The 12,150-nt window shown below is 73.1% G+C and carries 9 protein-coding genes; 1 reads left to right on the top strand and 8 read right to left on the bottom strand.

Going from position 1 to position 12,150, the window contains the following annotated elements; genetic code table 11:
• The first annotated feature begins 45 nt into the window (after positions 1–45).
• Positions 46–1,161: a class I SAM-dependent methyltransferase gene (locus tag P8T65_RS41735; protein WP_316730652.1), complete on the top strand. Its 1,116-nt coding sequence runs from the start codon at positions 46–48 to the stop codon at positions 1,159–1,161.
• A gap of 1,545 nt (positions 1,162–2,706) precedes the next feature.
• Here P8T65_RS41735 and P8T65_RS41730 read toward each other — a convergent pair.
• The 8 genes from P8T65_RS41730 to P8T65_RS41695 form a co-directional block, all read right to left on the bottom strand.
• Positions 2,707–4,458, bottom strand: a complete 1,752-nt coding sequence (locus P8T65_RS41730) for an ABC transporter ATP-binding protein (RefSeq protein WP_316730651.1) — start codon at positions 4,456–4,458, stop codon at positions 2,707–2,709.
• Positions 4,455–6,194 carry an ATP-binding cassette domain-containing protein gene (locus P8T65_RS41725; protein ID WP_316730649.1) on the bottom strand — a complete coding sequence of 580 codons (1,740 nt, stop codon included), beginning with the start codon at positions 6,192–6,194 and terminating at the stop codon, positions 4,455–4,457. Before P8T65_RS41725 ends, P8T65_RS41730 begins: the two co-directional genes overlap by 4 nt.
• Positions 6,191–7,333, bottom strand: a complete 1,143-nt coding sequence (locus tag P8T65_RS41720) for a SagB/ThcOx family dehydrogenase (RefSeq protein ID WP_316730648.1) — start codon at positions 7,331–7,333, stop codon at positions 6,191–6,193. Before P8T65_RS41720 ends, P8T65_RS41725 begins: the two co-directional genes overlap by 4 nt.
• A gap of 14 nt (positions 7,334–7,347) precedes the next feature.
• Entirely contained in the window at positions 7,348–8,727 is a 1,380-nt protein-coding gene (locus P8T65_RS41715; protein ID WP_316730647.1) for a YcaO-like family protein, read from the bottom strand.
• Positions 8,724–10,205: a CocE/NonD family hydrolase gene (locus P8T65_RS41710; RefSeq protein WP_316730646.1), complete on the bottom strand. Its 1,482-nt coding sequence runs from the start codon at positions 10,203–10,205 to the stop codon at positions 8,724–8,726. The genes P8T65_RS41715 and P8T65_RS41710 overlap by 4 nt, the downstream gene beginning before the upstream one ends.
• Complete coding sequence (locus tag P8T65_RS41705) at positions 10,202–11,044, bottom strand: hypothetical protein (RefSeq protein WP_316730645.1); 843 nt, start codon at positions 11,042–11,044, stop codon at positions 10,202–10,204. The genes P8T65_RS41710 and P8T65_RS41705 overlap by 4 nt, the downstream gene beginning before the upstream one ends.
• A 92-nt stretch (positions 11,045–11,136) precedes the next feature.
• Positions 11,137–11,250, bottom strand: a complete 114-nt coding sequence (gene amiA, locus P8T65_RS41700) for a streptamidine family RiPP (RefSeq protein ID WP_316730643.1) — start codon at positions 11,248–11,250, stop codon at positions 11,137–11,139.
• A gap of 58 nt (positions 11,251–11,308) precedes the next feature.
• A complete protein-coding gene (locus P8T65_RS41695) occupies positions 11,309–12,130 on the bottom strand; it encodes an ABC transporter ATP-binding protein (RefSeq protein ID WP_316730641.1) in 822 nt (273 codons plus the stop codon).
• Positions 12,131–12,150: the final 20 nt, after the last annotated feature.

The raw sequence follows: 12,150 nt of genomic DNA, 5'->3' as shown, positions 1-12,150 counted from the left end.
CGGCGACCGCTGTGCCGAAGAGTGGAACGAGAGGAGACCACGGACATGGCCACCACGAACCGGCCCCCTGACACCCCCGACACACCCGCCCCACCGCCCCCGGCTTCCGACGCCGAACGCGTCGCCCGCCTGCGCCCTGCGTACCAGGCAGAGCTGGCCGACGGCATCGCCCGGTTCTTCGAGCCACGCCGCACCGACTGCCCCTGGTGCGGCGCGCGGCAGCTGCGTCGCCGCCTGCGCACCAAGGACCACCTGCAGCGAAAGCCCGGCACCTTCACCCTGGACCAGTGCCGCGACTGCGGACACACCTTCCAGAACCCGCAGCTCAGCGCGGCCGGACTGGACTTCTACTACCGGGACTTCTACGACGGCCTGTACGCCGAGAAGATCGGCGGCGCCCTGGACAGCGACGCCGCGAGGAAACGCAACCACGACCGGGCCGCGGCCATGCGGCGGCACGCCCGGCCGAAGCGCTGGCTGGACGTCGGCACGGCGGGCGGTGACTTCTGCCTGGCGGCCAAGGAAGCACTGCCCGGCACCTCCTTCGACGGGCTCGACATCGGCGCCCATGTGCTCGGGGCGCAGCGGTCGGGGCGCATCGAGCGGGCCTACCAGGGCTTTCTGCCCGACCTCGCGGACGAACTCGCCGGCCAGTACGACGCGGTGAGCATGTTCCACTGCCTGGAGCACACCACGGACCCGCAGGCCCAACTGGCCGCGGTTCACACCGTGCTCCGCCCCGGCGGCCACCTGATCATCGAGGTACCCAACCCGGAGTCGCCCTTCGGCCGCCTCTTCGGCCGGTACTGGCTGCCGTGGTTCCAGCCTCAGCACCAGCACTTCGTGACCATGGGGAACCTGCGCCGGGCCCTCACCGAGCTGGGCTTCACGGTGGTGGCGACGGACCGCGAGGAGTCCCATATCCCCGTGGACTTCACCGCGCTCGTAGGGCTGTGCGTGCTGCGGCTGCTGCCGTTCCGCGACGAGCCCTGGCTGCCCGAGCCCCCGGGCCGTCTCGGCGCCGCGGTCACGAAGACGGTCTTCTGGGCGGGCATACCGTTCTGCTTCCCGATGTACGCCCTGGACCGGCTCCTCGCCCCGCTGATCCGCCGCAGCCGCTTCTCCAACGCCTTCCGGGTGATCGCCCGCCGCGAGGAGTGACCAGCCCAGCACGAGCTGGGGCTGGAGAAGATGAAAGACGCCGTGTGGAAGGTGGACCCTTCCTACGGAAGTCCGCCGCCGCGACCCCAGGGACACCCAACAGCAGATGCTGAACCTCGTATTCGAACCCGATACGGGTCCGCTGCGACGCATCCTGCGCGACTTCATCTCCGAAGCTCCCGACGGGCGAGCCATCCCAGAACTCAAGCGATACGCCCTCTTGGAAACCGTCTACCGACCCGGCAAGGTGATCGATGCCGTCCGACAGCTACGCAACTGCCGTAACGACGGAACCTCGTGCCATCAGCACCAAGACGCGTGTGCACCTGGCCGCGACACCTCCGACGCCCAGTCCGTCAGCCGAGCAGGGCGCCCGCTGGTGAGCGGGCCCCAAGAGCACATCAGGGAATGCGAGCCAGGAAACGGCATCGATCGGCACGAGCTGCACAGACTGGTCCTGCCGGGGCGCCTTGTCCAACTGCACGACGGGCATCGCCGGAGCAGCCCCGCGATGCCCGTCGCATCAGGTCCCCGTCCACGCAGACTCCCCGTCGGTGCACGGCGGCAGAAGCACCTCAGATGTCACGCCGGTGTCACCAACCCCGTAGAACGCTCCCGGATCTCAAAGATTCCGCCCACGCAACCGCACCGTTTCGTACCACGTGGACGCCAGAAGACGGTTCTGACTACCTGTGCCATGTCGTACCGCAGGACTCGCACGCCAACACCACAGATCACGGACCAAGACCCGGACCAGGTGCGGACCAAGTCGGCTCAGCAGCAGACGATTCCACCGTTTGTCACAGGGCCGCGATCCAGCGCACCTTCGGTGCGCGCCGGGGGCGTGGTAAATGCCGTGGCGCGCGCCGGGGGTGCTTCTGTCTGCCCTGACGTGGGCTGATGGGGGTACGGGACGCTGAGCTGGTTCGTTCCGGCCGAAACCGAAGCCTCTGTGATGCCGGTGAGCTCGCAGGTCAGCATGGTGCTGGGGACCGCCCACGGGAACCGTGGAGTGCTGCTGCGAAGCACGTGCGTCAGAATTCCTGATTCGCCCTGGTCCTCCCGGAACGGCGCACCCGGCGGCCGCGACGACCACCGGGCACCCAGCCCTGCCCACACCCACCCTGACCTGGACCTATTTACGCGTCAGAGGCGACGGTGAGCGTGTACCACCAGCAGACCAAGAACCTGCTGGTGTCGTACTCGCCGAAGAAACTCGGCTTCTTCCAGGCGCAGAGAAATGGGCGCCTGACTTGGGCAGATGCCCGTCAGGCGCCCTTGAGGGGGCACACTTGAACTGTGAGCCGAAATATGACCTTGCCCCGATATGCCCCATCGCTGCCCCACGTCTGACCAGCTGTTCCGGGGTATGCCCGGGCCAGAACCGGACTGGCCCGCCTTCAATGCCGTTGCCCGCCCGCTTCCCCCTGCGGGAGCGGTGAGCGGGATTCACAGGTGGGCCGGGGACGACCGCCCCCGGGCGGTCAGTACGGCCAACGGGTCGAGGACCGGCACCACCCCGTCGCGCCATGCACTGGTCCGGGTTCAGGAGGGGGTGACGGCTAGGACACGGCCCAGTGCGCTGTCGGGGCGGGTGGTGAGTTCGTCCCAGGTGCCTTCCTCCGTGATGCGGCCGGCTTCGAGGACGGCGATGCGGTCGGCGCGGCGGATGGTGGCGGGGCGGTGGGCGATGACGATCGTGGTGCGGCTCTCCTTGCCGAGCGCGGTGGCGAGTTGGGCGTCGCCTGCGTTGTCGAGGTGGGCGGTGGTCTCGTCGAGGACGAGGACTCGGGGCTGCGCGAGCAGCGCGCGGGCGAGGGCGATCCGGGCGCGCTGGCCGCCGGAGAGGGTGGAGCCGCGCTCGCCGACGAGGGTGTCCATGGTGGCGATGCGGTCGACGCCGCACAGCCGGGCGGTTGCGGCGAGGAGGCCGTCGTCCGCCTCTGGTACGGCGAGCCGCAGGTTGTCGGCGAGGGTTCCGTGGAAGAGGGGGGTGTCCTGGCCCACCACGGCGACGGCTCGTCGGAGTTCGGCATCGCTCAGGTCCCGTACGTCGACAGGCTCGCCGTCGCCGGGTATCAGGTGGACGGCGCCCTTGGACGGGTCCCAGAAGCGGGCCAGCAGGTGGGCGCAGGTCGACTTGCCTGCCCCCGAGACACCGACCAGGGCGAGTGTCTGTCCTGCGTGGACTGTCAGCTCGACTCCGTTGAGCACGGGTTGACCGCCGTAGTCGAAGCTCACCTGGTGCAGCCGGACGCCCAGCGGGCCGGAGGGAAGGGGGCGGGGTGAGGCGGGCGGGGGGGCGAGGGCGGGGGCCCGCACGGCCGCGCCGACGCGGGCGGCCGCGGCGCGCAGTCCCACTGCCTGGCTCAGTGCCCTGGCCGACTCGGCGACGGGGCCCAGCACCGACAGGGCCAGCGCCATCGCCGCCGGGGCCCACGCGCCGTGCAGCCGCCCGGAGGTCACGGACTGTGCCGCGGTGGCCACCACGCCGAGGACCGCGAGCACGATGAGGAGGTCGCGGACCGCGGCGGCCATGGCCTCCCAAGTGGCCTCGGCCCTCTGGGCCTCCCCCACCTGTCGGCCCTGTTCGGCGAGTCGGCGGCGCCGCTCGGTCAGCCCTCCGAAGGCGAGCAGCTCACGCAGCCCGTCGACGGTCTCCACGGTGTCGGCCGACAGCTTGGCGGCGGCCGCCCGGGTGCGGGCTCCGCGCGCCGCGCGTCCGGGCATGTCGGCGAAGGGCGCCACGGCGAGCAGCGCGGCGACCGGCAGCACCGCCGCCAGCAGCCATGCCTCCAGCGTGGCCAGAACAACGGCGCCGCCGGTGAACACCGCCCCGGAGGCGAGAAGTTGGGCCGTGGTGTGGGCGTAGAAGAACTCCAGTGCCTCCACGTCGGCCATGGCGGTGGCGGCAAGGTCCCCGCTGCGCCGGCCGGCGACGCGGGCGGGCGCGCTGCGGGCGAGCCCGTCGAAGACCCGCACGCGCAGTTCGGCCAGCACCCGGTAGGCCAGGTCGTGGCTGAGGTCCATCTCGCGCCAGGTCATCAAGGCGCGTACGAGGACGAGGACGATGAGCGCGGTGACCGTACCGGCTGAGGGGGCGCGGTCCTCGATGACGGCGGTTCCGACGGTGTGAGCGGCCAGCGTCAGCAACGTGACGAGTGTGCCCTGTTCGATGAGTGCGGCGCCGCACGTGCGGGCCATCATGAGCCGGTGCCCGGCGAGGGCGGGGAGCAGGGCGCGCAGTGAGCCGCGTGCGGGGGTGTCGGCGCTACCGCGGTCGGTGGTGGTGCTCATGCGGCGAGCCCTTCCTGGTGAGCGTCGCCCGCCGTGACGAGCTTGGCGTAGACGCCCCCGGCTTCGACGAGGGTGGTGTGCTCGCCGAGGGCGTCCACGCGTCCGCCGTCCAGCACCACGATGCGGTCGGCGTGCCGGACGGCGGCGAGCCGGTGGGCGACCACCAGGATGGTCCGGCCGCCTGCGGCGTCGAGCAGGTCGCGGATGATGTCCGCCTCGCGGCGTTCGTCGACCGCGCTGGTGGCCTCGTCGAGGACGAGCACCGGAGCGTCGGCCAGGAGGGCGCGGGCGAGGGCGAGCCGTTGGCGCTGGCCGCCGGACAGGGTGGCGCCCCGTTCGCCTAGGACGGTGGCGTAGCCGTCGGGGAGGGCGGTGATCTCGTCGTGGATGCCGGCGGTTCGTGTGGCGTGTGTCAGCTCGTCGTCCGTGGCGTCCGGCCGGGCCAGGCGCAGGTTGTCGGCGATGGTGGCGTGGAAGAGGTAGGTCTCCTGGGAGACGACGGCGATGCCCTGCCGCAGTGAGTCGAGCGCGTACGCGGTCACGTCGTGGCCGTCGAGGGTGATCCGGCCGTCCTGCGGGTCGTGGTGGCGCAGGAGCAGGGCGAGGAGCGTGGACTTGCCGGCGCCGGACGGGCCGACGATCGCGGTCGTGCGTCCCGCCTCGGCGGTGAAGGTGACGCCGCGGAGCGCGGGTGTCTCGGCGCTGTCGTAGGTGAACTGGACGTTCTCGAAGCGCAGTTCGGGCGGGTCCGACCGGTGGGCAGGTGCCGTTCCCGTGTCGGGGACGGCGGGTTCGGCGTTGCGCAGCGCCGCGAGCCCGTCGGCGGCCGATACGCCCAGGTAGCCGGCGTGCCATTCGCGGGACAGGTCGCGGACCGGTCGGAAGCACTCGGAGGCCAGGAGCAGCACCAGGTAGGTGCCGGTCGCCGTGGTGGATCCGGTGATGGCCGACCAGCAGGCCAGCAGCGCGGCTGCCGCGGTGCCGCCCTGGATCGCCAGGTCGGTGAGGCCGGTGTCGACGAGGGACACGCGCAGCTTGGCGACGGTGGCCCGGTGCAGCGCCGCCGACCGCTTCTCCAGCCTCTCCCGGGTGCGCCCGACGGCACCTGAGGCCCGCAGGGCGGGCATGCCCTGCAGTGCTTCGAGGTAGTCGGCGCCCAGTTCCTCGTAGGTGTCCCAGTGTTCCTTGCCACGCTGGGCCAGGAGCCGGTCCCAGGCGCGGGGTCCGAAGAGGGCTAGCAGGAGGGCGGGTACGAGGCCGAGGAGGGCGGCCGGTTCGATGACCACCAGGGCTGCGAGCAGCAGGGGCGGCACGGTGAGGGTGAGCAGGAGCTGGGGCAGGTAGCGGGAGACGTAGGCGTCGACGCCCTCCACGCCGTCGACGAGGGTGGTGCGGACGGCTCCGGCGCGGGCGGTGGTCAGGTGCGCGGGGCCCAGCCGTCCGAGGCGGGTGAGGAGTTCGTCCCGCAGAGCGATCCTGACTCCGGCCCCGGCTCGGGTGGCGGTGCGCCGTTGCCAGTTGCCGAGCCCGGCGCGTACGGCGACGACGCCGAGCGCCGCGCCGAGGAGTATCGGGAGCCGGTCCGTTTCGCCACGGGCCAGGTCGGCGAGGGTCACTGCCAGCAGTACGGCCTGCGCGAGGTGGGTGAGGGTGACGGCCGCCTGCAGGAGGGTGGCCGCGAGCAGGGGGCGCCGTGCGTGCCGTGCGGCACGGCGCAGCTCGGGGTGGACGATCACGAGGGCTTCTCCTCGTCGGGGTGGGTGGTGCCGAGGGCCAGGCCGTGGACGATCCAGTCCCGGCCCGGTGGGGCGCCGAGGGCGGCGCCCAGGTCTGCCTGCTGCCAGGAGCCGACGGGGCGGGCGTCCAGCCCACGCCGTACGGCGGTCAGGTGGGCGAGGTGGACGGCGAAGCCGGCTCGTAGGTGCGTTCGGCGGATCAGCGCGGCGTCGGCGTCTGCCGGGCAGCCGTAGGCGAGGAGGACGGCGCCCGCGTCCGCGATCCACGCCTGGCCTGCGGCCCATACGGCGAGTGTCGGTCGGGCCTCGCCCGCTGCGAGCCGCCGAAGGGTGCCGTCGGGGGCCGGCTCGACCAGTTCGGGCTGCGGTTCGCCGACGGCCGCGCACCAGGCGAACTCACCGGCGCTCGCCTGGACGGCGGTGGCGAGCACCGCACGCAGAACGTCCCGCGACGGGGTGCCGGTGAGCGGTGGCGCTGCGCTGCGGCGGGCCAGCAGCTCGCCGGGGGCGGGCACGTCCATGGGCGGGCTCGCCCCCTCGGGCCGAGAAACCCGGCCTGCTCTCTGAGGCAGGAGGAAGTGCAGTGCGGCCATTGGGTTCTCGTTCAGCCCGTCCAAGCGGAGTGCGGGCTCCGCCATGTCCAGCGCACGGGCCGCGAGCCACAGCGCAGCGGCGACGTGTCCGGTGTCCAGCAGCATCAGCGGCCAGGCGCGGTGGCCGTAGTGGGACACCGTGCGCCGTGGGGTGACGGACAGTTCGACGGTCGCCCCGGGCAGCGTGCCGCCGACTTCGGAACCTTCGGAACCGACGCGGTGCACCCGGTGGCGCAGCGGGTCGTAGCCGTAGCGCCCGGGTGGCAGCGGGCAGCCGGTGCCCACGACGAGTTCGGCGTCCACCGGGTGCAGCCCGCCGGCGGAGGGGGCGGGCCGCAGCCGCCCGGAGCCGTCCGATGCGGCCAGGGAGAGGCGGAGCAGCCGGTCCAGGTCCAGCTGCCCGGGGGCGGCCTGCGGCAGGGCGTGCGGCGGTCCCGGCCAGGCGCGGACGACGGGACCGGGGGACGTGTCCGGGCCAGGCGGCTCGGGCGAACGGGCGCGGGCGAGGGCGGTGACGAGGTCCACGCGCTCGGGAAGGAGGTCCACGGGGAGGAGGCCCTTCACATGTGCGGCGGAGGAGCCAGCGTGAAGTCCTCCGGTGCGCTCGGTGGGGTCGTCCGCCAGCCGCGGGCGACGGCGGCGTCGGCCAGGCGCGGGCAGCCGAAGTAGCCGAAGGCGGCGGGGGCGTTGGGCAGGAGCCCGGAGACGAGGACCCGGGCGACGCGCAGGGACGTCTCGGCCACGTCCTCGGTGGTGAGGTCGAACGTCATGACGCGGTGGCCGCCCTCGTGGAGCACGCGTTCCAGCCGGTCCCGGCTGCCGGGCTCGACCGCGTCGATGGAGACGGTCCCGAGCGCGGGGTCGGTGAACCGCCGGGCCTCGGGCGCCATCCGTTCGTCCAGCCACACCTGGACGTGCGCGCCCAGGTCCCGTACGTGCTCGAACTGTTCGCCGCACACGTCGAGGTAGCGGCCGTCCTCGCGGTGGTCCAGGTACAGCCCGCGCGCGAGCAGCCCGGCCTCGACGGCCTGGAACACCCAGCCGTCGGGGTCGGTGAGACCTCGGGTGAACACCCAGGTGTGGGCGGCTTCGAGGACGGCCTTGCGGGCGGCCTCGGCCGGGTCGTACTTGCAGGCGAAACCGGAGGCGTACAGGCCGAGCCGGGGGTCGTGCACGAGCGCGGCCATGCAGGGGGCGAACTCGGAAGGCATCTCGACGAGGTGGACGTCGAGCGCGGATCCGGCGAGGTCGTCGGTGAGGCCTGGCACGGTACCCGGGTCGATGCCGCGGGCAGGGCCGTCGAGGTGCCACCACAGTTCGAGCGCGTCGCGTTCGACGATCTCCAGCAGGCCGCGCTCGGCCGCGTCGTCGAAGCCCTGCCCGGTGGCGATGCCCGCGTAGTTGAGGTGGTGGGTGCGCGGCAGCGAGCGCAGCTCTCCCTGACGCCAGTTGAGGTGGGTGAGGGCGACGGGCGCCCAGACCTCGGCGGTCCGGCCCTCGGGCAGCCGCTCGGTGCCACGCGCCCACAACGACGGCGTGTCGGCGGTGAGCCGGCGGTAGGGGAACCTCTCCCGGGCGTACTGCCAGTCGGCGTAGGCCGGCAGTTCGTCCGGCCCGTACAGCCGCAGCCCCTTCTCGGCCAGTTCGGCGGCCGTGGCACGCAGGGGGGCGTCGGGGTGGCCGGGCGGCGGCACCCGGTTGCCGCAGTATCTCTCTATCCCTTCCGCTATCGCGGCTGTGCGCGCGCCTTCGGGGTCGCCGAAGGTGGTGCCCAGCGACACCCGGTCGGCGGGCCACAGGCCGAGTCTGCGGGCGTCGGCGATCTCGGCGGTGAGCGCGGTGTAGCGGGGCGGTGCGCCCACGGGGTGCTCGACGGGCTTGACGTCGCGGACTATGCCGCAGACGGGGTCGACGAGAGCTTCCAGCGGCAGCGCTGTCATCGCGGGATCTCCTCTGCGGGAAGGGCGGGCGTGGGACGGGAACGGAGCACGGGCAGCCGGAGCGCCACGCTCCCGGCGTCGATCTCGCGCCGGGAGGGGAGCAGCCGGGTGGCCGTGACCGGGTTGTCGCCGGTGTGGGGGTTGCGGGCGTGGGCCGGGAAGTGGTGCCCGGCGATCTCCAGGCGGAGCCGGGTGCCCGCCGGCAGCCGCCGTGCGAGCCGGCCGAGTCCTACGGTGAACTCGGCCTGACTTCCTGGTGGTTCCTCGCGCCGGACGACGCCGACGGCGAGCCGCTGGGCCACCCCCTCGGGGGTGAGTGCGACGAGCCGGACGGCCCAGTCGGCGGACGGCGTGTGCGCGGTGGCACGCAGCCGCACCTCCGCGGGGCCGACCACGTCCAGCGGACGCGGCAGCGGCGGAGTCACCAGCAGACAGCGGTCGGGCGGACCGTTCTCGGGGACGGCCAGGTTCTCGGACGACACGGGGTGTTCGGGATCGGCCGTGAAGGAGGAGCCGTGCAGCAGACGTACGTTGTGCGTGCGCGGCTCTCCCTCTGCGTCGGCGGGCACCCACAGAGGGCTGCCGCCCAGGCCGACCACGCCACCGGTCCCGGGAGCGAGATCCCCGGCGAGAGCGCGGCGGGACCATCGCACGTAAAGCTCACCGAGACTCACCCCGTGCGCCGGATCGGCGTCGGGTCCGGGCTCGGCGACGAGGCCGTGCCCCCAGGGTCCCAGCAACAGCCGGGCCGACGAACCGCCCCAGCGGCGCCACAGCGCCACGGTGTCCTCGGTGAAGTGGTCGTGGTGGCCGCCCACCGCGAGCAGGGGCATCCCGGCGTGCTCCGCTCCCGAGAGAAGCCGGCCGCGTTCGCGGTGGCTCCACAGGCCGGGCCACGACGGCAGGCTCCGGCCGAGCCGCTCGGGGAGGCCGGTCAGCGGCAGATGGGTGAGCAGGCCGGGGTCCGCGGCGAGGGCCTTGTCCAGGGCGTTGTCGTCGGAGTCCGGCCGGTCGCCGTGGGCCGCCCACCATCCGGCGCGGGCCAGCAGCCGTTCCACGCCGGCGGGCTCGCGGGCCGTCTCGGCGGTGCCCAGCGCGGGCACGGCTGCGATGACGGCGTCGGGCCGGGCGTCCACGGGCGCGTCGAGCGCGAGCGCGAGCGCGCAGTGGGCGGCGTAGGAGGCGCCGACGGCGACCAACCGCCCGTCGCTCCATGGCTGTCGGCGGATCCAGCGGACGGTCGCCGCTCCGTCGGCGGCCTCGTTCTCGTACGGGTGCCACTCCCCCGGCGACGCGTGTCGGCCCCGTACGTCCTGGACCAGTGCGGCGAACCCGCGGCGGGCCCAGCCGCGCAGCTCGGCGCGGTGTCGTGTCCGGTCGTAGGGCGTGCGGATGAGGACGGCCGGAAAGGGGCCGTCGCCGTCCGGGAGGTGGGTGTCGGTGGCGAGCCCTTCGACGGCCGTCGTGGACGGCGTCATCCGGCCTGCTTCGGCATGCGGGCGACGTCGGGGACGGGCAGCACGGGGTGCTCGGTGACGGTCAGCGTGCGCAGGTCGACGCGCCGGAGCCGGCGCCGGGCGGGGAGGGCGTCCGTGTCGGTCGCGCCGGTGATCCACCGGCTGAGGTCGTCGGCGAGCAGGGCGGCCAGCAGCCCGGCGGCGGGCGCGGTGAGGTGAACCGGCGCACCGGACGTACGAGGTCCGCTCCAGTAGGCGGCCAGCTCCCGGTGCGCGGGGGTGGCGGCGAGCCGACGGGCCCGGACGTGTGCCGAGGTGACGTCCCCGGCAGCGGCCGCGAGGGGCTCGATGTATGCCTGCCAGCCCTCCCGGTGGCAGCGCAGCCAGGCGATGCCGCGCTCGGGCAGCCGGTCGGCTGTGTCCCACAGCCCTTCGGGCACGGGCCCGTCGAGACACCACACGACGGCGGCGGGATCTCCGGTGGACAGGTCGTCAGGTGACGGTGACGTGCTGCCGTGCGCGGCCGTGCGCGGCTCGGCGCCCAGCGCACGCAGGAGTGCGGCCAGTGGTTCGGTCAGGACCGTGTCCCCCAGCAGCCGGATGTCACGGCGATCGGCGGGCCAGCGCGGGCGCCGCGCTTCACCCGCGAGGTACCCCGCGCCCTCGAAGGCTCGGACGATGCGGTCGAGTTCGTCGTCCGGCTCGTCCGCGGCCGTACCGGAGAGGCGGGACAGCAGGGCCTCCACGTCCGCGTCGCCCGTCCTGACGCTGAGGAACTCACCCTGGACCGTGCGGACGGCGAGACCCCGCCCGGGTACGGCGACGACCTCGACACCGGGCACGAGCTGGCTGCGGGACACGTCGATCCTCCTGGAGAAAGGGGGCCTTGGAAGGGCGTGGGCCCGCCCGCAAGGTGACGGGCGGGCCCACTCACGAGGGCGCTGGGCCTCGTCTACTCCTCGGTGTCCTCGAAGGGGTTCTCGACGAGGGCGTTGGAGTGCGTGGCCGAGGCGTGAGCCAGCTGACCGGGGTCGGCGATCGGTGCGAAGACCTTCTCGGTGTTCATGAACTCTCCTTCTTCATCAGGGAGATACGGCGTTCTGGTGAGCGCCGCACCAGGAACTCTAATGAATATGATTTTCATATTCTAGAGCCGGGAGAGGGTGATCTGGGTAACACACGGGCCAGCCGCCTTCGGGATCCCGGCCGACCCGGCCGGCCACCCGGAGGACCTCTGCGAGCAGTCCCGGGGTGACGACCTCCTTCGGCGTGCCGTCGGCCACCACCCGGCCGTCGCGCAGCGCGACGATCCGCTCGGCGAACCGGGCGGCGTGGGCCAGGTCGTGCAGCACCATCACCACGGTGAGGCCGCGTTCCTCACGCAGCCGGACCACCGTCTGCAGCACGTCGAGCTGGTGGTGCAGGTCCAGGTAGGTGGTCGGCTCGTCCAGCAACAGGACCCGGGTGCCCTGGGCGAGCGCCATCGCGAGCCGCACCCGCTGCCGCTCGCCCCCGGACAGCGCGTCGACATCACGCTCGGCCCACTGCTCCACACCTACGTCGCGCAGTACGCGGCGTACGACGGGGTCGTCGCCCTCGCGCAGCATGCCGAGCGGGCCGCGCGCCGCGTAGCGCCCCTGCCGGACGAGCTGACGTACGGTCATGCCCGGGACGGCCGGAGCCGACTGGTGCAGCAGCGCGACCCGTCGGGCGGTGGCACGCCGGGACAGCCGGGCGAGGTCGTCCCCGGCGAGCAGCACACGCCCCTCGTCCGGCCGCAGCAGCCCGGCGGCGAGCCGCAACAGGGTTGACTTCCCACAGCCGTTGAGGCCGATGAGGGCGGTCAGCTCACCCGGTTCGACGGTCATGTCGACGCCGCGCAACACGGGTTGGCCGGGGTAGCCGAAGTGGACCCCCTCGGCGCGGATCCCCACGGACTCGGTCATGCTCTGTCCTTCAGTCGACA

Source organism: Streptomyces sp. 11x1, from assembly GCF_032598905.1.
Taxonomy (GTDB): Bacteria; Actinomycetota; Actinomycetes; order Streptomycetales; family Streptomycetaceae; genus Streptomyces.
Note: the sequence above shows the minus strand (reverse complement) of the source record. Positions and strands in the feature narration are given on the sequence as shown.